Consider the following 20689-nt stretch of genomic DNA (forward strand, 5'->3'; position numbering starts at 1 on the left):
GTTTCTCGCATCGCAACACCGAAGCCGACGCGATGTCGCGCCCCTTCTCGATGTTGCCGCCTGATGTTTACCAACTCGTTACTTCACACGCTTCGACGCGAGAGGTCACGCGACGGCGACCACTTAAGGCGCCATACAGGCGAATAATCGTGGCAGGATCGTGTCGCGTCGCGCTCCCGTCAACGCCAATCGCCCAGAACCGCCTGCACGAGCGTCAGAGCCGCGACGGCGGCGGTGTCGGCGCGCAGGATGCGCGGGCCGAGCGAAAGACGCGCGATGAGCGGCGCGGCCCCGAGAATCGCCTCCCGCTCGGCGGAATCGAAGCCGCCCTCCGGCCCGACCAGCACATCGACGCCCTCATGCTCCGGCGCCCCGCGCAAGGCGGCGATCGGATCGGCGACCTCGGCGTCCTCGTCGCAGAACACGAGCAGCCGCCCCGCCGGCCGCGCCGCGAGATGCGCGTCGAGAGAGACCTCCTCGACGACCTCGGGCACGCTGAGCACGCCGCATTGCTCCGCCGCCTCCGCCACATTGGCGGCGAGGCGCTCCAGATTGACGCGACGCGCCTGGGTGCGGCGGGTGATCACGGGAGCGAGGCGCGAGACGCCCATTTCGGTCGCCTTCTGGGCCATATAGTCGAGCCGAGCGTGCTTGAGCGGCGCGAAGCAATAATGCAGATCGGCGCTCGCCGTCTGCTCGCGCAGGCGCTCCGCCGCGACGAGAATCGCCTTGCGCCGCGCCACCTCCTCGAGATTGGCCCGCCACTCGCCGTCGCGCCCGTTGAACAGCAAAACCGCATCGCCCTCGCGCAGCCGCAGCACATTCAACAGATAATTGAGCCGATCGGCATCCGGGACGATACGCGCGCCGGCCTCGAGACGCGCCTCGACGAAGAGGCGCTGCGCGGAAAAATCATAGCGTGACACGAGCTTTCCCGGGGGATGAGGGGCGGGGCGCCATCAAGCCGCCGCTTTGTCCGCGAAACTGCCGGATGCTTGCAACGGGCGCAAGTCTCTTGCTAAGACCTCTTAAACCATGAAGGGGATCGCCGCCATGACGGCCACAAGCCGGAACGCGCAGACAGAGAGCGGGAACGCGCGGAAACAGCGCGGAATTGCGCGCATGAGCGCCGGCGCGCCGATTTTGGGACTTCTTCTCGCGCTGGCGGGGGCGGAGACGGCCGCCGCCCAATCCTGCCAGGAGGACTTCCAGAAGCTCTCGCAGCGGCGCATGTCGCAGATTCAGACGCTCAACAATATCGGCAAGGCGTCCAAGGGCAAGATGGACCCGGTCGCCGCCTGTCCGGTGGCGCGCAAGCTCGTCTCCATAGAGACGGAGATGGCCGCCTATATCGATAAGAACAAGGAATGGTGCAACATTCCCGAAAATATGGTCGATGGCTTCAAGCAGGCGCGCAGCAAGACGCAGACTTTCGCCGCCCAAGCCTGCGCCGTCGCCGCCAAAGCCAAGAAGATGCAGGAAGAACAGGCCGCCGGCATCGGCCCGCAGGCGCAGAAGCTCCCCTCCGGCCCATTGTGAGCGCCGCGGAACGGCCCCGGGACGAGCCGCGACTGCCCGACGCCGTCGCCGACCACCCGCTCTGGCGCCTCGCTCCCGAGCCGCTTCGCCCTTTTGTGCAGCTCGCCCGCCTCGATCGGCCGATCGGCTGGTGGCTGCTGCTGCTTCCCTGCTGGCAGGGCAGCGCGCTCGCCTCGGCGGCGCTGGGCGGCCCGCCGCATGTGTTGCATCTCCTGCTTTTCTTCATCGGCGCGGTCTCCATGCGCGGCGCCGGCTCGACCTATAATGACATCGTCGACCGCGAGATCGACGCCAAGGTGGAGCGCACGCGGCTTCGCCCGCTCGCCAGCGGACGCGTCTCCTTGCGCGCGGCGATCGTGTTTCTCGTGCTGCAATGTCTCGTCGGCCTCGGCGTTCTGCTGTCCTTCAACGGCGCCACCATCGCGCTCGGCTTCGCTTCGCCGCTGATCGTGCTGATCTATCCTTTCGCCAAGCGCTTCACCTCCTGGCCGCAGGCGGTTCTAGGACTCGCCTTCGCCTATGGCGCGCTGCTCGGCTGGACGGCGCTGACCGGCCGGCTCGAATGGCCGGCGCTCTTCCTCTACGCTTCGGCGATCCTGTGGACGATCGGCTTCGACACCATCTATGCGCTGCAGGACAAGCGCGACGACGCCATCGCCGGGGTGCGCTCGACGGCTCTGCTGTTCGGCGCGCATGTGCGCCTCGCCGTCGGCGCGCTCTATCTGGCTTCCGTCGCTTTCGCCGAATTCGCGCTGCTTGCGGCCGATGTCGGCGGAGCGGCGCAGATCGGCCTCGCCGCCTATGCGGCGCATCTTTCCTGGCAGGTCTATCGCACCAGCGACGCCGCCTCGCCCGAGGTCGCGCTGATGTTGTTCCGCTCCAATCGCGACGCCGGCCTGCTACTCTTCGCCGGCCTCGCGGCGCAGGCCGCGATCCGCGCCTATTCGTAGCAGACGATCTCGCGCTCCTCGCGGTGGATCGTCGCCGTCAGCGCGTCATTCCCCTCTTTGCGGCGCGCGCAGAAGCGCGGACGGCGCAGCGCGACCGTCGTATTCTTGCGGCGGGCGATCGTCTCGCGCAGAGCGACGCCGCCGAGGCGCGGATCGACCGTCTCGAACTCCCCGTCGCGGGCGGCGAGGCGCGGCAGATCGAGATAGGACGCCCAATATTTCCAGTCCGCCGAGATCGCGCCGCCATCCGCCGTCTCGGTGAGAACGATGTCGAGATCGGGATCATTATGGGCGAGCGACAGGCGATAGGACGCGCCGCCGTCGACGCTCGGCTCGACATCCAGCGCGACGCCGCGATAGGCGCGCACCGGCACGCTGATGAGCATGGACATTCCGCCGAGGCGCCGCGAGATCAGAATGTCGCTGCGACCGACGCGCACCTGGCGCTGGCCGCCATCGGCGCGCCGATCGCGCTGGACGGCAAATTGAAGCTGCGTCTCAGCCATGGCGCCGGTCTCGAACATGCGCTCGCTCCTCGAAAAATGCTCTTGGCGTTTCGTTTCTCGTTTCATGGGCCGCATGTTGAGCGCCGGCTCGGCCAAAGCTCGCTAACAAGGCTGGTGAATCCCGCGTAAACCATTGCCTTTTCGAACGATTCAGCGGCTTTGGGTTAGCAGTGAGCAAATATGATCGTCGAAATTCGCGGCAATTCGCCGAAAAAAGGCGCCTTGCGGGAGGGGCCCGGCTCGCTTAACGACTGTTCTCAATGGCCGACAATCCGACAGACCTCGCGCCAACAGCCTTCGCGCCAATCGACGTCGCGGCTCAGTTGCCGCTGCTCGAAGCCGTCGCGCGGCGCGCCGGCGAGATCGCCATGGCCTTCTTCCGGCCGGGCGAGAGGACGAGCGCGGCCATCTCCTACAAGGACGGCGGCTCTCCGGTGACCGAGGCCGACATGGCCGTCGACCGTTTCCTGCAGGAGGCCGCGCTCGCTCTGTTCCCGGACGCCGGCTGGCTCTCCGAGGAAACCGCCGACAATAGAGAGCGCCTCCTTCGCCCGCGTCTCCTCGTCGTCGATCCGATCGACGGGACGCAGGCCTTTTTGCGCGGCGACGCGCGCTGGGCCGTGTCGATCGCGCTCATCGACGCGGGACGGCCGGCGCTCGGCGTCATTCATGCGCCGGCGCTCGAATGGACCTTCGCCGCCGCCGCCGGCCATGGCGCGGCGCTCAATGGCGCGCCGATTCGCGTCACTGATCGCTCCGTTCTGACGGGCGCCCGGCTGGAGGCGCCGCGCGGCCTCGCCGCCCGCTTCGCCGGCTCGGACTATAAATTCGCGATTCAGGATCGCACGCCCTCGCTCGCCCTGCGCGTCGCCGACGTCGCCTCCGGCCGCAATGATCTGACCATCGCCTCCGCGGATTCGAAAGACTGGGACATAGCCGCGGCCGATGTGATACTCACCGAGGCGGGCGGCGTTTTGTCCGAGCTCGAGGGCGTTCCCTTGCGCTACAATCGTCCGCAGCTGCGGCGCGACATGCTGGTCGCCGCGCCTCGAGCCATCTTTCCGGAGAGTCTCGCGCTGGCGCGAGCCGTTTCGAAGGGCGTCATATGAGCGAAACGACGACATTGGGCGACGGCGCGAAACAGGCGCTTCATCTCGTTTTCGGGGGCGAGCTCGTCGACCCGCAGGGCATCGCCTTCCGCGATCCGTCGAAACTCGACATCGTCGGCATCTATCCCGACAATGACGCCGCGCTCGCCGCCTGGAAGGCGAAAGCGCATGCGACGGTCGACAACGCCCATATGCGCTATTTCGTCGTGCAGCTGCACAGCCTCCTCGATCCCGACGCAAATTGAGCTAAAGTCCTAGAGCTCGGCGCGGCCGATCGTCTGCCCCGCGGGCCGGGACGCCGCGATCCGCGCGTTCATTCGAGGCCGGCGCGCCGTAAAATCGGCCGCCGCGATATTGGCGAGTTTCACCGGGGCGTCGATGCCGGTCCTGACGATCTATCGGTTGCTGACCATCGGTTTGACGCCTCTCGCCGGCGCAGTGCTGGGCTGGCGCGCGAAGCAGGGCAAGGAAGACCCCGAGCGTCGCGGCGAACGCATGGGCCTTCCCGGCCTCGAGCGTCCCGCCGGCCGGCTCGTCTGGCTGCATGGCGCGAGCCTCGGCGAGAGTCTCGCGCTGCTGCCGCTGGTCGAGCGCTTCATCCAGCGCGGCGTCGAGGTTCTCGTCACCACGGGCACGGTCTCTTCCGCCAAAGTGCTGCGGGCGCGGCTTCCGGCCGGCGCCGCGCATCAATTTCTGCCGCTCGACGCGCCGCAATTCGTCGAGCGATTCCTCGAGCATTGGCGCCCGGACATCGTGCTCTTCGCCGAGTCGGAGCTGTGGCCCAATATGATCCGCGCGATCCATGCGCGGCGGCTGCCGCTCATCCTGGTCAACGCCACCATCTCGCGCCGCTCCGCCGCGCGCTGGCGGCGCCTGCCTGGCGGCGCGCGCATATTGTTCGGCGAGATCGACCTCTGCCTCGCGCAGAACGCCGAGAGCGCGGCGCGCTATCTCGGCCTCGGCGCGCCGCGCGTGCGCGTTTGCGGCAATCTGAAATTCGACGTGCCGCCGCCCCCCGTCGGCGCCGGCAAGCTCGCCGAATTCAACGGCGCGGTGGGCGCCCGGCCGGTGTGGGCGGCGATCTCCACCCATGCCGGCGAAGAAGAGATCGCCATAGACGCGCATCTTTCGCTCGCCGCCGAGGTTCCGTCGCTGCTGACCATCATCGTCCCGCGCAAGCCCGAGCGCGGCGCGGAGATCGCCGCTCTCGCCCGCGCGCGCGGGCTCGAGGTCGACCTGCGCTCGCGCGACGGCGAGCCGCGCCGCGGCGCGCAGATCTATGTCGCCGACACGGTCGGCGAACTCGGCCTGTTTTTGCGCGCCGTCAGCGTCGTGTTCACCGGCAAATCGCTCACCGCCGAGGGCGGCCATAATCCGATCGAGCCGGCCAAGCTCGGCTGCGCCATCCTACATGGGCCGCATGTCGAGAATTTCGCGGATATTTACGCCGAGCTCGCCGCCGCCCGCGCCGCCGCCCGCGTGACCGACGCCGAATCGCTGGCGCGCGCGCTGCAATTTCTGCTCTCCGACCCGTCCCGCATGCGCAAGATGGGGCGCGCCGGGGCCGAGGTGGTGAAGAAGCTCGGCGGCGCCTCGCAGAGCATAATGGCGGCGATCGAGCCCTATCTCGCGCAATCGGCGCTCGAGCAGCGATGACGCCGCGTCGCCGCGTCGAAGATGCGCGCGCCTGAGTTCTGGCGACGCGCGCCGGCCTCGCCGCTCGCGCGAGCGCTGGCGCCGCTCGGCGCGATCTATGGGGCCGTGGCCGCGGCGCGAATGGCGCGGCCGGGCGCGCGCGCCGATCTGCCCACGATCGTCGTCGGCGGGCTGACGCTCGGCGGCGACGGCAAGACGCCGGCGGCGCTCGCCCTTGCGTCGCTGCTCGCGGAAACGGGCGAGCGGCCCTGCTTTCTCACCCGCGGCCATGGCCGCCGAAACGCCCGCAGCGCGCCCTTCCTCGTCGATCCGCAAATCCATTCGGCTTGCGACGTCGGAGACGAAGCGCTGTTGCTGGCGCGGCGCGCGCCGACCATCGTCGGCGTCGATCGCGCCGCCGGCGCGAAGCTCGCGCGAGCGCTCGGGGCGACGGCGCTGGTCCTCGACGATGGATTGCAGAGCCGGCGGCTCGAGCCCGATGTCGCTCTGGCGGTCGTCGACGGCGCCTATGGCGCCGGCAATGGGCTATGCCCGCCCGCCGGCCCGTTGCGCGCGCCCATGACGCGCCAGCTCGCCACAGTGGACGCGATCGTCCTCGTCGGAGAGGGCGCGGCCGGAGAGGCGGTCGCCGAGCGAGCGCAGGCGGCCGGAAAAACCATTCTGCGCGCCCGCATCGCGCCCCTCCCCTGCGCGCGTCCCGGCGAGCGGGCGCTGGCCTTTGCGGGGATCGCGCGGCCCGAGAGGTTTTTCGCGACGCTGGAGGCGACGGGCGTCGAGATCGTCGGCCGAAAAAGCTTCGCCGATCATCATGTCTATGCGGAGCGCGAGATCGCGGCGCTGGAGCGCGAGGCGACACGCCTCGGCGCTGGTCTGGTCACGACGGAAAAAGACGCGGTGCGTCTCCCGCCGGCGATGCGCTCTCGCATCGCGGCGCTGCCGATCGCGCTCGTCTTCGAGCCAGCGGATGCGTTGCGCGATCTTTTGCGCCGCGCCGTCGCGCGAAACGAGAGTCTTTCCGTGACACGGAAAGACTCTCGGCTTTTGTTTTGACGCGTTTCCAACGCCGAACCGGTGTCCACTTCGGCTGGAAACGCTCTAGGACTTCTTCGGGAAGGTCACGCCGATGCGGACGAGCTTCGCCTCGGGGCTCGAATAGGCCTCCTGCAGGTCGACGTTCCAATAGCGGAGCTCTTCCAGCGGAATGGGCTCTCCGGTCACCGCGCAGCGCACAAAGGCGCCCGGGCGGCGAATGCGGAAGTCGCCGTCGCGATATTCGACCTCGGCCTCGACCGCGGCCTGCGGCTGTCGTTCGAACCGGTTCATACGAATCCTGCGTCTCGCGCGCTCAGTGAAGCGGCGCACCGACGAAATAAACGAGGTCATACCGGATTTTCAATAGGAGAGACGCAATTGGCAAGGCCGAATTCACGCCAATGGCCGAGCCCTCGTCCGCTTTCCGGCTCGAAACTCACCAGAACACCTGCGCCCGGGCGAGGAAAAGGCTCGGGTGGTCGCCATTGAGAAAGGCGCGATCGGAGGGCGCGATCAGCGTCATCGCGCGCGTCCAATTGGCCTGGAAGCGCACGCCGCGCACCGGATACCAGTTCAGCGCCACGGTCAGATTTTCCTGCCGCCCGCCGAGCGTCGCCGTATTGGCGATCGCCTTTTGCGCGGCCGAGCCCGCGGCCGTCGCCAGATAGACGAAGGCGGCGGGGACGAGGCCGCCATTGTTCAGATCGATCCCCTCATAGCGCGCGGCGACCTCGAAGGCGCCATAGCCGCCCTTGTCCAGCGGATTTTTGATCTTCACATCGCTGTAGGTGCCGGGCGAGCTCCAATTCTTGTCATAGCCGTCATAAGAGGCGGCGCGCGATTCGCCGGTGAGGAACAGCGCGGCGGCGACATGATAGGCGCTGTAATGCAGCTGCGACCCGCCGCCATTGGCGTAGAGAAAGGCGAGCAGCGCGTCCCGCTGATATTGCGCGCCGACATATTCCGCCTCGACGGAGACCGGGCCATAGGCGGCGGCGGCCTCGAAGCCGTAATTGTAGGAATATTTCAGGCAGCTCGGCCGCTGCACGAAGGGCGCGACGAGCTGGCCGGCGCCGGTCGTCGCGACATTGAGCGTCGCCGCCGAGGCCGCGCAGGAGAGGTCCTGCGCCGCCGGAACGCGCACCGTCGCGCCGCCCGCGCCCAGAATTCCGGTGAGCTCCCGCTCGAAGGCGGAGGCGCCGGGGGTGAGATTGGTGGCGTCGGTGGCGCCGGTCGAGCTATTGGGCCGGTGATAGACGAAGGCCGCGCCGAGATGGAGCAGCGCGTCGACCTCGTGGATGGGCGCATAGATGGCGCGCGCCGAAGCGTCCCAATATTGCGCGCCGCCGGGGGGCGGAGCGCTTGCCGCATCCTGCGGGCTGGTCGAGAAAATGCCGCCCTTCAGCGCCCAGCTCTCGTCGCCGAGGCCGACGGCCGCGCCTATGTGGCGGGCCGGGCCGAGATTGGCGGTGAGGCTGCGCTCCATGAAGGTCATATGCTTGTCGCCGTCGAGAACCTCCCGGCCGAAGGGCTCGTGGAAATTGCCGATCTGCAGGGAGACCGGCTGCGCGCTGATCCATTCGGGCAGGAATTTCGCGCGATAGGCGAGATAGGCGTCGCGGATGCCGGCGACGCCGCCGGCGGCGGTGGCGAAATCATATTGGAAGCGATAGATCCAATTGCCGTAAGCGCGGCCGGCGACCTCGAGCTCGGCGCGGCGAAAGCCGGCGTTGCTGCGGCGGATCGTGTCTGCGGAGCTGGCGAAGCCGCCATCGGCATGGATGCGGCCGCCGATCTTGAAATCGAAGCTCTTGTCCTCGCTCTCGACGAAGAGGCCGTTTCTGAAGCTGACGAAGACGGGCGGCGGCGCATTGGCGGCCGGCGCGGATTTCGCCGCATTCAAATGCTTTGTCGCCTCGTGCGTCGCCTTGGACTGAGCGTCGAGCTTGGTCTCGAGGCGCTTCAGCTCGGCTTTCAGCGCTTTTATCTCGCTCGCTGTATCCGCGAGAGCGAGACCGGGCTCACCCAGCGCCGCGACGAGAGCCGCGACTGCGACGCCTTTGCGCCATGCACGAGATTCCGACACTTGCGCCCTCCTCGGTAGAAGCCAGATCGCCACACTGAGCACGGTTGGCTCGAGCGAGGCTCGCGGCCAAGGAACGCCGCGAAGGAACGCGGGGGGAGGAACGCGGGGGAGGAAAGGTCGGCCGAAAATGCGAATGGCCGCCCCTGAGGGGCGGCCATCGATGATTGATCCAACGCCTTTGCGGCGTCTCACCAGAAGACGTTGGCGCGGGCGAGGAAGAAGCTCGGATGCTCGCCGTTGAGATAGGGGCGGTCGGAGGGCGCGACCATCGTCAGCGCCTTCGTCCAATTGGCCTGCAGGCGGAAGCCGTTGACCGGATACCAGTTCAAGCCGATCGTCAGATTGTCCTGACGGCCGCCGAGCGTCGCCGTGCTGGCGAGCGCTTTCTGAGCCGCCGTGCCGGCCGCCGTCGCCGCATAGACATAGTTGCCGTCGACGAGGCCGCCATTATTGAGATTGATCTCGCTGTAGCGCGCCGCGAGCTCCCAGGCGCCCCAGCCGCCCTTGTTGACGGGATCCTTGATCTGGATCGGGCCGAAAGTGCCGGGCGTGAAAAAGTTCTTGTCGTAGCTACCGTAGACGGCGGCGCGCGATTCGCCGGTCAGGAACCACGACCCCTGGACGTAATAGCCGCTGTATTGGAGGCTGGAGCCGCCGCCATTGCCGAGCAGGAAGCCGTTGACCGGATCGCGCTCGTATCGCGTGGCGATATATTCGCCCTGCAGCGAGACGGGGCCATAGCTGGCGGCGGCTTCGAAGCCGTAGCTATAGGCGTATTTCAAGCAGCCGTTCTTCAGAATGAAAGGCGCGGACAAGAGACCGAGGCCGGTCGCGGTCGTCGCCAAGCTGCCGGAGGCGGCGCAAGTCAAATCCTGAGCCGCGGACACGCGCGTCCAGGTTCCGCTGCCGCCCAGAACATCCGCCTCCTCGCGCTCCGTGCCGGCGCCCGGCCGAAGGAAGGCCGAATCGGTGGCGGCCGTCGTGTCCTCTGGCTTGTGATAGCGGAAGGACGAGCCGAGATGCAGCAGCTTGTCCTCTTCCTGAATGGGCGCATAGGTGGCGCGCACCGCCGCGTCCCAATATTGCGCGCCGCCAGTGGGCGGAGCGACCGCAGTGTCCTGCGGCGAGGTGGAGAAGATGCCGGTCTTCACGGTCCAAATCTTGTCGCCGATGGTGACGGCCGCGCCCGTATGGCGGCTCGGCGCCAGGACGGTCGGCATGGCGCGTTCGAGGAAGGTGATGTTGCTCGTCGAGCTGTTCGTCTCCAGGCTGAACGGCTCGAAGAAATTGCCGACCTGGAAGGTGACGGGCTGTGTCGTGATCGATTCCGGCAGCAATTTGGCGCGATAGCCCACATAGGCGTCGCGTATGCCGGTCACGCCGGCGTTGGTGAAATCATACTGGAACCGGTAGTACCAGTCTTTGTAGGCCTTGCCTTCGATCCAGATCTGCGCGCGGCGGAAGCCGACATTGCTGCGCGACATTGTGTCGGCCGAGCTGGCGAAGCCGCCGTCGATCTGCATGCGGCCGCCGATCTTGAAGCTGAACGCCTTGTCCTCGGTCTCGACGAAGAGGCCGTTGCGGAAGCTGACGAACACCGGCGGCGGGGCGACGAGCCCGGGCAGGGTCTTGGCGGAGTTCAGCGCATTCTTGACCTGGACATTGGTCTTGGCCTGATCGGCGACCTTGGCCTCGAGCCGCTTGAGCTCCGCCTTCAGCGCCTTGATCTCACTCGCCGTATCGGCCAGCGCAGACGCCGGAGCGCCCAGCAGCCCGCAGAATGCGGCGAGCGCCACGCCGCCCGAGAGCCGCCGCGCCATTTTCGACCCGATTTTCTGTTCTTTCATCAAAGCCCCCTGCGCTCGTCGTTCGGCGCGCGGCGTGAACGGTCCGGATTTCTGTTCGACGGGCGGGGTTTCATTCGATCGAATGAACATCTCGCATCGACGACAAGTCTCCCGGGTCCGAAGCGGACACGCGAAGCGCTCGACAATTACGCCATTTGCCTATTCATCGACAAATGACGCCTAAATTCTCGCCAACTCCGCTCATCCGACGAGCTTCGACAGGCGAAATGTTCTTTGGATACATCACATGTAATTGTCTTACATTTCGATTGGCCGTCAGCGCAAGGCCCGAGTCGCCGCCACGTAAGGTTTTTCACGTAAGTGTTGCCGATCGGCCACGATTGGAGGCGCGCAGAATATGAGGCGCGACGATATTGCGGCCCCGCCCTCACCGCGCCCGAGCGATCGGATCGCCATCGCCGAAGCCCGCGCGACGGCAAAAAATACCAATAATCTAAAAGGCTTATCTCGAACTTACGGGCAAACGCGCGCCCCGCCCGCGTGGCATTTGGGCAACACCTTACGTAGAAAGCGCCGTCACAAATCGCCGCCCTTCCTTTTTGTGATGATTGTGTCACGTAACGCCTCTAGCGCTGCCGTAGCGGTAATCAATTCAAGGCTAGAGGCTGACCGACATGACACAGGTACCGAACGTTCAGACGATCGCGAGAGGCGCGACGCCTTCGAAGCTGCTGGGAGGCGTGGCCGCCATCGCCCTCCTCGGCGCGTTCGGCGCGCCCACGGCGGCCGTCGCCGACACGTCGAGCGAGATCAAGGCGCTGAAGGCCGAGCTGAAGCGGCTCGAGCACAAGCTCGACGAGCAGGCCAAGGCGACCCATCAGGTCAAGAACGCGCTGAATTCCGCCAAGGGCGCGCCTGGCGGCAACGCCCCGCCGCCGGTGTTCATCAGCTTCCGCAACGGCCTCTATGTCGAGACCGAGGACAAGAGCTTCGACTTCAAGATCGGCGGCCGCATCCAGGCCGACGGCGGCTTCACCAGCTATCCCTCCGCCTCCGGCGCCCGCAGCAATGTCGGCTTCCGCCGCGCCCGCCTCGAGGTCGAGGGCAAGGCCTATAAGAACTGGTATTACAAGTTCCAATACGACTTCACCGGCACCGGCGTGACCGGCATTCGGGACGCGTTCGTCGCCTATCGCGACACGCTGCTGCCGGAGTCGATCACCAAGCAGCCGGTCACCTTCCAGGTCGGCAGCCAGTACGAGCCCTTCAGCCTGGAAACGCTGAACTCGTCCAAGCACATCACCTTCATCGAGCGCGCGCTTCCCGGCGCCCTGGCTCCGGATCGCCATGTCGGCGCCAAGATCGGCCTCGGCGACAAGCAGTGGAGCGTGCAGGCGGGCGTGTTCTCGACGAGCTTCGGACAGGACACCGCGCAGGCGCCCGCCGTCACCGGCCATCAATATTGGGACCTGACGACGCGCGCCACCTATGCGCCGATCGTCGAGGAGGACAAGCTGCTGCATTTCGGCGGCTCGTTCATGTTTCATAAGCCGAACGACTCGACCGCGGCCCAGGACCCGAACAATCTGCTGCCGGGCACCGGCTCGCGCGACGAGACCGACATTCTCAACAACCGCTATGTCGTCGTGCCCGCGGCTCAGGCGCTCACCTGCAGCCCGGTCTATAAATCGGCGGCCGGCGTCGCCCTGCTGTGGACGCCCGGCTATCTGCAGAACAGCTGTCTGAAATACAGCTTCAACTATAATTTCGAAGTGGCGGCCGCTTATGGGCCGTTCTCGGTCCAAGGCGAATATTCCGGCGCTCATTACGAGCGTGATGCGGGGACGGCCTTGGCGCTCGGCAACAATGGCGGATCGAGCCTCAATTACAGCGGCTATTATGTCCAGGGCTCGGTGTTCCTGACTGGCGAGTCCCGCGCGGCCTCCTATAAGGGCTACGACAAGGACTGGAACACGCCGGGCACCTTCAGCGACGTCGTGATCCTCAATCCGCTCAGCAAGGGCGGCCTCGGCGCGTGGGAATTCGCCGCGCGCTACAGCGAGTTGAACCTCAACAATGGCGGTCTCGTCAGCGGTCCCTACGCCTATTGGGCGGCGGTGGCCGGCGGCGCCGCCGACAAGGCGCTCGCGAGCACGGCGACGCTCGGCGGCCGCGAGGAGAACCTCACTCTGGCGCTCAACTGGTATCCGGTGAAGGGCGTTCGCTTCCAGGCCAACTGGACGCGCGCCATGACGCTCGTCGCTCCGTCCGACAAGCCCTATCTCAATGGCCAGCATCCAAGCACCTTCCTCGCTCGCGCCCAGGTTTTCTGGTGAGCGAAGACGCCGGCCTTCGCAGGCCCGGCGAGACGTTTCGATCGAGAAGAGGCCGCCCTCACGGGCGGCCTTTTTCCGTTATGAAACGGATATTTATAACGTGACATTTCCGCCACAGAAGCGCGGGAATTGGCGAGGACCGCCGCCACGCTCGCGCTATCTCTCTAGTCATTCCCTATAGTCTATGATTAAGGAATTTTACTGAGCCATTCATATGGGGACGATCATGAAGGAACACGGCGACACCCGCGGCTTGGCCGCGCGCCTCTCGGGCGGCGTGGCGCTCGTCGCATTTTGCGGGCTGCTGGGCGTTCCCGCCTCGGCGCTGGCGGATACGGCGAGCGAGATCAAGGCGCTGAAGGCGGAGCTCAAGCGGCTCGAGGCCAAGGTCACGCAGCAGGCCAAGGATCACGCCCAGGTCAAGAACGCGCTCAACTCCGCCAAGGGCGCGCCGGGAACCAGCGCGCCGCCGCCGGTGTTCGTCTCCTTCCGCAACGGCCTGTTCGTCGAGACCGAGGATCAGGACTTCAACTTCAAGCTCGGCGGGCACATACAGGCCGACGGCGGCTTCGCTTCCTCCGCCGACACCATCTCGCGCTCCAATGTCGGCTTCCGCCGCGCCCGCCTCGAGGTCGAGGGCAAGGCCTTCAAGAACTGGTTCTACAAGCTCCAATACGACTTCACCGGCGCCGGCGTCGCCGGCATTCGCGATTTCTATTTCGCCTATCGCGACAAATTCCTGCCGCCGGAGATCAGCTCGCAGCCGGTCACCATTCAGATCGGCAATTTCCGCGAGCCCTTCAGCCTCGAATCGACCGAATCGTCGAAATATTTCACCTTCATCGAGCGCTCTCTGCCCTCCGTCCTCTCGCCGAGCCGCCATACCGGCGCCGCGGTCGCCGTCGGCGACAAGCAGTGGAACATCAAGGCCGGCGTGTTCTCGACCAGCCCGCAGGACACCGCGACCGCGCCGCCCACGAGCGAGGCCCAATATTGGGATGCGGCTGTGCGCGGCGTCTATGCGCCGATCGTGGAAGAGGACAAGCTCCTCCATCTCGGCGGCTCCTTCAAATATCACAAGCCGAACAACACCACCGCGGCGACCGACGCCGCCAATCTGCGCCCCGGCCAATCGCCCGAGCGCGAGGAGACCGACGTGCTCGGCGGCGGCGGCGCGCTCACCCGCGTCTCCGCGGCGCAGGACCTCTCCTGCGGCGCCTCGGCGGCCAGCCTCAACATCGCGACAACCGGGGCCGGCCAGCTCATCGCCCCCTTCGCGCGGCGCTCGAGCTGCCTGAAATATTCCTATAATTACGGCTTCGAGGCCGCCGCCGCCTATGGCCCGGTCTCGCTGCAGGCCGAATATATCGCCGCCCAATATGAGCGCGACTTCACCAATGCGCTCATCTTCGGCAATGGCGGCGGAACCAGCCTGCGCTATAGCGGCTATTACGTCTTCGGCTCCGTGTTCCTGACCGGCGAATCCCGCGCGGCCACCTACAAGGGCTATGACAAGGACTTCAACACGCCCGGCAGCTTCGGCGACGTGCAGATCAAGAATCCGCTGAACAAGGGCGGCTATGGCGCCTTCGAGCTGGCGGCGCGCTACAGTGAGCTCAATCTCAACAATGGCGGGCTCGTCGACGGAAGCTTCGTCTATGCGGCGACCGCCGCCGGCAACGCCGCGCAGAAGGCGCTGGCCAGCACGGCGACGCTCGGCGGGCGGCAGGACAATCTCACCGTCGCGCTGAACTGGTATCCGGTCAAAGGCGTGCGCTTCCAGGCCAATTGGACCAAGACGCTGACGCTGATCGCCCCCTCCGACCGCCCCTATCTCAACGGCGAGCATCCGAGTCTCTTCCTCGCAAGAGCCCAGATCTTTTGGTGAGAAGGACCTTCGGGTCGAAGCGTTCTACACAACGCTCCCAAGTCGCGCGGCCGCCCCCTTTCGGGCGGCCGTCGCATTTTCGCGCTGCGCGATCCGGCTGCGGATATTTCCGCCATGCGGAAAATTTAATAATAACTTAAGACGTTCCTGTCGCCGATTCGGCGAAGCGTCGGTAATCGATACATTTACCTAAGCGTAAACACGTAATTCGATTGATCGTTGCTTCGACGGATTCCGAATATGTCCAATATCACCCGCATTTCTGTCGTCGTTGCGACAGTCACGCAAGGCGTCGCCGCGGGGCGCGCCGAAGAACTCCCGAAGCGTCAAGCCGCGCCGGTCGAATATGTCCGCATCTGCGATCAATATGGGTCGGCCTTTTTCTATATTCCGGGCAACAATACCTGCCTGCGCATCGGCGGCGCGGCCGTCGCCGAATGGCGGTCATGGAGCACCTCCTATCGCATGTCGCGCAACATCATCGCGACCGACAATCCTTTCGCCTTCGGCCCGAGCGTCAACACAAATCCGCTCGGCATTCCGGGCCATGTGCCCAATCTCGGCTATTCCAATGCGCGCAGCGGCGACAATAGCGGCTTCGTCGGCATTGGCCGGCTGGAGATGGACGCCCGCGCGCCGACCGATTACGGCACGATGCGCGCCTTCGTGCGGCTCGAATCCTGGTTCGGCTCGGACAGCAGCGCGGCGACCGGCTCGATCAGCGGCTCGCAATATTTCGGCGCGGCCAATTTCTCCAACGGCAATGTGTTCCGGACCACGGCGCGCGAGACGACGATCCTCAACAAGGCTTTTCTGCAATTCGGCGGCCTGACCGCCGGCCGCGTGCAGTCCTTCTTCGATTTCTACACGGACATCATCGATTGGGAGGCGCTGCGCGGCTCCAACGCCACTGTCGGCGCGCTGGCCTACACCTATAGCTTCCGAGACGGCGTCTCGCTCTCCTTTTCCCTGGAGGACAATGTCTCGCGGCGCGGCTTCATCGGCTCGACGATCGGCGCCTATAATTACATCGCCGCGGTCTATGGCCTCACGGGCGCGGCGGCGGACGCCGCCGCTGCGGCCTGGGGCACGCGCTTCACCGGCGTGCCGGACGGCGTGCAAATCCCCGAGATCGTCACCGCCTTCCGCATCGACCAGCCCTGGGGCGCGGTGCAGATCTCCGGAGCGGCGCATCAGCTGCGCACCTCCACCTATTCCCGCAACGCCACTGTGGCGACGCCCGTCACCGGCCTGCCGCTCGGCACCGCCATCCCCGCCGCCTCGCAGGAGGACTATGGCTACGCCGCCCAGATCGGCTGGCAATTCAATCTCGACAAATTCGCCCCCGATATTTTCCCCGAGGGCGACAAATTATGGCTGCAAGGAACCTACGCCCGCGGCGCCGTCGGCTATCTGATGGGCAATAATCTTAGCTTCAACGGCGGCCCCGTGAATGGCAACGCTTTCTACGGCTATGGCAATGGCGGGATCAAAGCCAGCAATGGCTGGGAGTTCCTGAGCTTCGACTGCATTTGGACCGCCGCCGTCCATTGCGACAAATCGCTGGGCTGGGTGGCGCTGGCGGCGTTCAAGCATTATTGGACGCCGACGCTCTCCTCCGGCTTCTTCGGCTCCTTGATGGAGCTCTACTACAGCCGCAGCGCGATAGCGGATTTCGGCGGCGGCGTCGGCGCGGTCAACACGACGGAATATCGGGTGGGCTCCAATCTCGTTTGGACGCCGATCAAGAATTTCGATCTCGGCGGCGAGCTGATGTATCTGCGCGACAATCATCACAGCCGGCCGGTGGGGCTCGCGCCGGACATTGCGCTCTGGTCGGTCGGCCTGCCGTCCTTCAAGGGCGCCAACGCCACTGTGGAGGGCCGTGTGCGCCTGCAACGCTCGTTCTGACGCGTTAAAGTGTTTTCGAGCGAGGTGGGAACCGGCTCGCGTGAAGAAAACACGACAGAATATGGGAATCTAGGGTCTTTCCGGTTCAATCTGAACCGGAAAGACCCTAGCTCTCGCGCGCGAAGACGCCGTCGGCTTCCATCATCTCCAGCAGCATGCCCTCGCGCAGGCCGCGATCGGCGATGCGCGTGCGCGAAGCTGGAAAGACGCGGCGTATGGCCTCGAAGATCGCGCAGCCGGCGAGCACGAGATCGGCGCGCTGCGGGCCGATGCAGCCATTGGCGGCGCGCTGGTCGAAATCCATGGCGCGCAGAGAATCGATCGCGCGCGTGGCGTCCTCGTCGGAGAGCCACAGCCCGTCGACGCGCCAGCGGTCGTAGCGCTCGAGGCCGAGATGCACGCCGGCGAGCGTCGTCACCGTGCCGGAGGTGCCGAGCAGATGGAAACGCTCGCAGCGCCGCTCCGCCGCCGTGCGCTCGGCGAAGGAGGCGAGCGCCTCGAAGGCGCGCGCGATCATCGTCTCATAAACCGCGGCGCTGACGCTCTTGCCGCCGAATCGCTCCGCGAGCGAGACGACGCCGAGCTCGAGCGAGGTCCAATGGCGCAATTGACAGCCGCGCGCGTCGCGCGTCAGCCAGACGAGCTCGGTGGAGCCGCCGCCTATGTCGAACAGCAATATGCTCTCCGCGCGCGGGTCGGCGAGCGAGCCGCAGCCGCGAGCGGCCAGGCGCGCCTCGGTCTCGCGGTCGATGACCTCGAGCAGCAGGCCGGTGCGCTCGCGCACGCGCTCGACGAATGCGGCGCCGTTCTCGGCGGCGCGGCAGGCCTGGGTGGCGATGAGCCGGGCGCGGGAGACGCCGCGGGCGCTCATTTTCTCGCGGCAGACGTCGAGGGCGTCGAGCGTGCGCTCGATCGCCGGCTCGCAAATGCGCTGGGACGCGCCCATGCCCTCGCCGAGCCGCACGATGCGCGAGAAGGCGTCGACGATGCGCAGCATGTCGGTCTTGCGCCGCGAGCGCTGCTCGGGCCGCGCGATCAGCAGCCGACAATTATTGGTGCCGAGATCGAGCGCGGCGTAGACATGATCGTCGCGACGCTCGGCCGGGAGGCCGCGGGCGCTTTGCGCATGTTTCGGCGAGCCGTCGGCGCACGGGCGGGCGGGATCGCTCGATCCGTCGTCGGACGCGCGCGTCCCGGCGCCTGCGCGCGCCGCCTCGCCGCCGCCCAGGGCCCCGCCCCAATGTTCCGGTTTTTTCAACCCGCCTCCCGACCGGCCTTTTCCCTTTGCGCCGCCGCGCCGCCGGTCTTTGTTTCGAACGGCGACTCTCATGGCCGATCGGGGGAAGTGTAGCAAGGCCGGCGGGAATGCCAAGGAGCGCGTTTTCCGAGCGTGAGCTTCGACATTGTGGAGAGGGGCCTCGACGCGGGCTTCAAGCGCAGCGATCATGTTGACAGGGACGAGCCCTCTCTTTAGATCAGCGCGACGCGCCGCTTCGCATGCGCGCCGTTGGGGGATAGTTCAACGGTAGAACAGCGGACTCTGACTCCGTTAATCTTGGTTCGAATCCAGGTCCCCCAGCCAATAAAATCAATGATTTAAAATATGATGTCACTTGCGAGCGCCGGATATGTCACCGACATGTCACCGTGCGGCGCGCGCCGACTGCGGAGCGTCGCTCGCCGCGGCCGCGCAATTCTGAGAAACATCGCGCATGACAGCGATCGAGCGCCGGCGAGCCACCGCTATCATTGCGACCTATGCCCCGCCCCCTGCGACGGCTCCTCGGCGAACGCCGCGATTCTGACCGGCGCGCCCCGCACTTTCCTCGGCTCGCTGCGGGTGGAGTTCCGACGCTCACTCGAACGTCACGCTGAGCCCGTGGCGTTCGAGCTCCTCCTCTATCGCCTCCAAAATCGCTTGCAGCTCGACGATGTCGATGACGATCTCCTCGTCGGGCGCATCCCAATGGTCGATGTCGTCGAGGCGGATGAAGAAATCCGTGTCCTCGTCGGCGTCCGGCGGCGGGACAGAATTGGCGATCGTCAGCACATGGCCGCCGGAGAGGACGCGGATCGCCCCTTCCGTCATCTCGATCTGGATCGCATTGCGCCGCGCCATGCCGATGCTCCCGCTTTCGCGCTCACTCTACAATCAATCCGGCCCTGACGGCCACTTTTCGCATCAAGGTCGGAAGCCCCTCCTCGGAAAGGCGCGAGAGCGGAATCCAGCGGCCGTTCTCGATATGGGGCGGCGGCGCCGGAAGCGTCGCGGCGAATATTGTGAGCCGCAGCGAAAAATGCGTGAACACATGCTCGACCTCGCCCGGCAGCGCCCGCCAGCGCGCCGCGACAGGCGCATGTGCGCCTGCCCGTGAGGGGTCGAAATCGACGCGGAAGGGCGTCGAGGGAAATTCGCTCATGCCGCCGAGCAAGCCGCGCGCCGGCCGCGTGCGCAGCAATGCCGCGCCGCCGCTCGTCAGCACGAAGGCGGCGCCGCGCCGCAAGGGCTTCTCCAGTCTCGGCGCCTTGACGGGGAAACGCTCCGTCTCGCCGCGCCGCGCCGCCGCGCAGGCGGGAGCGAAGGGGCAGAGATCGCAGCGCGGCCCGCGCGGTGTGCAGACCGTCGCGCCGAGATCCATCAGCGCCTGGGTAAAATCGCCCGTACGGGCGGGCGGAAGCAGCGTCTGCGCCTTCTCGCGCAATTCGCGCTTGGCCTCGCGCAGCGGCCTGTCGATGGCGAAAAGCCGGGCGACGACGCGCTCGACATTGCCGTCCACCGCGACGGTCGGCGCATCGAAGGCGATGGCGGCGACGGCCGCCGCCGTATAGGGGCCGACACCGGGCAGGCAGAGAAGCTCGGCCTCGTCCCGCGGGAAAATTCCCTGGCGCTCGACGGCCACCTGCTGCGCGCAGGCGTGCAGATTGCGGGCGCGGGCGTAATAGCCGAGGCCGGCCCAGGCCTTCATCACCTCGTCGAGCGGGGCGGCGGCCAGCGCCGCGACGCTCGGCCAGCGCGCGAGAAAAGCGTGAAAATAGGGTTTGACGGCCTCCACCGTCGTCTGCTGCAGCATGATCTCCGACAGCCAGACGGCGTAAGGGTCGGCGCGCTCGCCCGGCCCGGCGCGCCAAGGCAGATCGCGCCGGCGACGGTCGTACCAGGCCAGCACCTCGGCGAGCCGCGCGCGCGGTTCGGGACGCGGCGACGTTTCGGCGGATGAGTTGGCGGACGCTCTCGGCATGGGCTAACCTGTCCATAACGAGATCGGATGCGATCGCGCAAGGAGAGAGCATGGCCGGACCAGCCACGGGGCGCTCGAAATCCAGGCAATCGCGCTCGCTCGGCGAATTCGTCGACAAGGCGCTCGACCCGCTGGCCGCGCGCCAGGGCTTCAGCGAGTCGTCGCTGCTGCTGCGCTGGGAGGCGATCGTCGGCGCGCGCGTCGCGGCCATATGCGAGCCGATGAAGCTGCAATGGCCGCCGCGCGCCAAGAATCGCCCGGCCGAGAAGAAAGACGAGCCGGCGACGCTGGCGCTGCGCGTCGAGCCGGGCTTTGGCCTCGACATTCAGCATATGAGCGCCGCCATCATCGAGCGCGTGAACACGCATCTCGGCTGGCGCTGCATCGCCAAGGTGACGATGAAGCAGGAGCCGCTGCTCCCCCGCCGGGCGCGGCCGACGAAGCCGCCCGTCGACCTCGCCGCGCGACGACAGGCGGAGGCCGTGACCGAAGGGGTCGCCGACGAGAGGCTGAGGGCCGCGCTGGTCGCTCTGGGCGAACGCGCGCTGGCCAAGCCTGCGCCGTGACGCCTGGAGTTTTTCCGTGTTTCATGGAAACAAGGAAAGACGCCAGGCTTCTGTTTTGACGCG

General features: G+C 66.4%; 18 protein-coding genes and 1 tRNA gene. 11 read left to right on the forward strand and 8 right to left on the reverse strand.

Annotated elements, in window-relative coordinates:
- Positions 1-179: 179 nt before the first annotated feature.
- The gene (locus AC6IY7_RS04640) at positions 180-926 is read right to left on the reverse strand and encodes a 16S rRNA (uracil(1498)-N(3))-methyltransferase (RefSeq protein ID WP_497781883.1); all 747 of its coding nucleotides are present in this window, start codon (positions 924-926) and stop codon (positions 180-182) included.
- A gap of 196 nt (positions 927-1122) precedes the next feature.
- Here AC6IY7_RS04640 and AC6IY7_RS04645 point away from each other — a divergent pair, with 196 nt between their 5' ends.
- Together AC6IY7_RS04645 and ubiA are read left to right on the forward strand one after the other, a co-directional pair.
- The gene (locus AC6IY7_RS04645; protein WP_497781884.1) at positions 1123-1539 is read left to right on the forward strand and encodes a hypothetical protein; all 417 of its coding nucleotides are present in this window, start codon (positions 1123-1125) and stop codon (positions 1537-1539) included.
- Positions 1536-2489 (forward strand): 4-hydroxybenzoate octaprenyltransferase, encoded by a 954-nt coding sequence (ubiA, locus tag AC6IY7_RS04650; protein ID WP_497781885.1) that lies wholly within the window; start codon positions 1536-1538, stop codon positions 2487-2489. Before AC6IY7_RS04645 ends, ubiA begins: the two co-directional genes overlap by 4 nt.
- Here the strand turns inward: ubiA and AC6IY7_RS04655 are convergent.
- The gene (locus tag AC6IY7_RS04655) at positions 2480-3013 is read right to left on the reverse strand and encodes a DUF6101 family protein (RefSeq protein ID WP_497781886.1); all 534 of its coding nucleotides are present in this window, start codon (positions 3011-3013) and stop codon (positions 2480-2482) included. The two genes, ubiA and AC6IY7_RS04655, sit on opposite strands and share 10 nt — an antisense overlap.
- 242 nt (positions 3014-3255) lie before the next feature.
- Here AC6IY7_RS04655 and AC6IY7_RS04660 point away from each other — a divergent pair, with 242 nt between their 5' ends.
- The 4 genes from AC6IY7_RS04660 (at position 3256) to lpxK (ending at position 6810) form a co-directional block, all read left to right on the forward strand.
- A complete protein-coding gene (locus AC6IY7_RS04660) occupies positions 3256-4104 on the forward strand; it encodes a 3'(2'),5'-bisphosphate nucleotidase CysQ (protein ID WP_497781887.1) in 849 nt (282 codons plus the stop codon).
- Complete coding sequence (locus AC6IY7_RS04665; RefSeq protein ID WP_497781888.1) at positions 4101-4349, forward strand: DUF4170 domain-containing protein; 249 nt, start codon at positions 4101-4103, stop codon at positions 4347-4349. Before AC6IY7_RS04660 ends, AC6IY7_RS04665 begins: the two co-directional genes overlap by 4 nt.
- Positions 4350-4482: 133 nt before the next feature.
- Positions 4483-5760, forward strand: a complete 1278-nt coding sequence (locus tag AC6IY7_RS04670; protein ID WP_497781889.1) for a 3-deoxy-D-manno-octulosonic acid transferase — start codon at positions 4483-4485, stop codon at positions 5758-5760.
- A 21-nt stretch (positions 5761-5781) separates the two neighbouring features.
- Positions 5782-6810 (forward strand): tetraacyldisaccharide 4'-kinase, encoded by a 1029-nt coding sequence (lpxK, locus tag AC6IY7_RS04675; RefSeq protein ID WP_497781891.1) that lies wholly within the window; start codon positions 5782-5784, stop codon positions 6808-6810.
- A 45-nt stretch (positions 6811-6855) separates the two neighbouring features.
- Here the strand turns inward: lpxK and AC6IY7_RS04680 are convergent, their stop codons facing one another.
- The 3 genes from AC6IY7_RS04680 to AC6IY7_RS04690 all read right to left on the reverse strand — a co-directional run bounded on the left by AC6IY7_RS04680 (position 6856) and on the right by AC6IY7_RS04690 (position 10725).
- Positions 6856-7083: a DUF2093 domain-containing protein gene (locus tag AC6IY7_RS04680; protein WP_497781892.1), complete on the reverse strand. Its 228-nt coding sequence runs from the start codon at positions 7081-7083 to the stop codon at positions 6856-6858.
- Between the two features lie 145 nt (positions 7084-7228).
- Entirely contained in the window at positions 7229-8878 is a 1650-nt protein-coding gene (locus tag AC6IY7_RS04685) for an OprO/OprP family phosphate-selective porin (RefSeq protein ID WP_497781893.1), read from the reverse strand.
- A gap of 188 nt (positions 8879-9066) precedes the next feature.
- A complete protein-coding gene (locus AC6IY7_RS04690; RefSeq protein WP_497781894.1) occupies positions 9067-10725 on the reverse strand; it encodes an OprO/OprP family phosphate-selective porin in 1659 nt (552 codons plus the stop codon).
- A gap of 635 nt (positions 10726-11360) precedes the next feature.
- Between AC6IY7_RS04690 and AC6IY7_RS04695 the strand changes: the two genes are divergently transcribed.
- The 3 genes from AC6IY7_RS04695 (at position 11361) to AC6IY7_RS04705 (ending at position 16821) form a co-directional block, all read left to right on the forward strand.
- A complete protein-coding gene (locus AC6IY7_RS04695) occupies positions 11361-13022 on the forward strand; it encodes an OprO/OprP family phosphate-selective porin (protein WP_497781895.1) in 1662 nt (553 codons plus the stop codon).
- A gap of 226 nt (positions 13023-13248) precedes the next feature.
- Positions 13249-14910 carry an OprO/OprP family phosphate-selective porin gene (locus tag AC6IY7_RS04700; protein ID WP_497781896.1) on the forward strand — a complete coding sequence of 554 codons (1662 nt, stop codon included), beginning with the start codon at positions 13249-13251 and terminating at the stop codon, positions 14908-14910.
- 240 nt (positions 14911-15150) lie between these two features.
- A complete protein-coding gene (locus AC6IY7_RS04705) occupies positions 15151-16821 on the forward strand; it encodes a porin (RefSeq protein ID WP_497781897.1) in 1671 nt (556 codons plus the stop codon).
- 106 nt (positions 16822-16927) lie between these two features.
- Here AC6IY7_RS04705 and AC6IY7_RS04710 read toward each other — a convergent pair whose 3' ends face one another.
- Positions 16928-18049, reverse strand: coding sequence for a Ppx/GppA phosphatase family protein (locus AC6IY7_RS04710; RefSeq protein WP_497782781.1), 1122 nt, complete (start codon positions 18047-18049; stop codon positions 16928-16930).
- Between the two features lie 280 nt (positions 18050-18329).
- Between AC6IY7_RS04710 and AC6IY7_RS04715 the strand changes: the two genes are divergently transcribed.
- Positions 18330-18403: transfer RNA gene (locus AC6IY7_RS04715), tRNA-Gln, on the forward strand.
- Positions 18404-18676: 273 nt separating this feature from the next.
- Here AC6IY7_RS04715 and AC6IY7_RS04720 read toward each other — a convergent pair.
- Together AC6IY7_RS04720 and mutY are read right to left on the reverse strand one after the other, a co-directional pair.
- Complete coding sequence (locus AC6IY7_RS04720; RefSeq protein ID WP_497781898.1) at positions 18677-18940, reverse strand: Imm74 family immunity protein; 264 nt, start codon at positions 18938-18940, stop codon at positions 18677-18679.
- Between the two features lie 22 nt (positions 18941-18962).
- Positions 18963-20060 (reverse strand): A/G-specific adenine glycosylase, encoded by a 1098-nt coding sequence (gene mutY / locus AC6IY7_RS04725; protein ID WP_497781899.1) that lies wholly within the window; start codon positions 20058-20060, stop codon positions 18963-18965.
- A gap of 50 nt (positions 20061-20110) precedes the next feature.
- On the opposite strand from mutY, the gene AC6IY7_RS04730 reads away from it, so the two are divergent.
- The gene (locus tag AC6IY7_RS04730) at positions 20111-20626 is read left to right on the forward strand and encodes a DUF721 domain-containing protein (RefSeq protein ID WP_497781900.1); all 516 of its coding nucleotides are present in this window, start codon (positions 20111-20113) and stop codon (positions 20624-20626) included.
- Positions 20627-20689 lie beyond the last annotated feature (63 nt).

The organism is Methylosinus sp. is20ea (genome assembly GCF_059718135.1).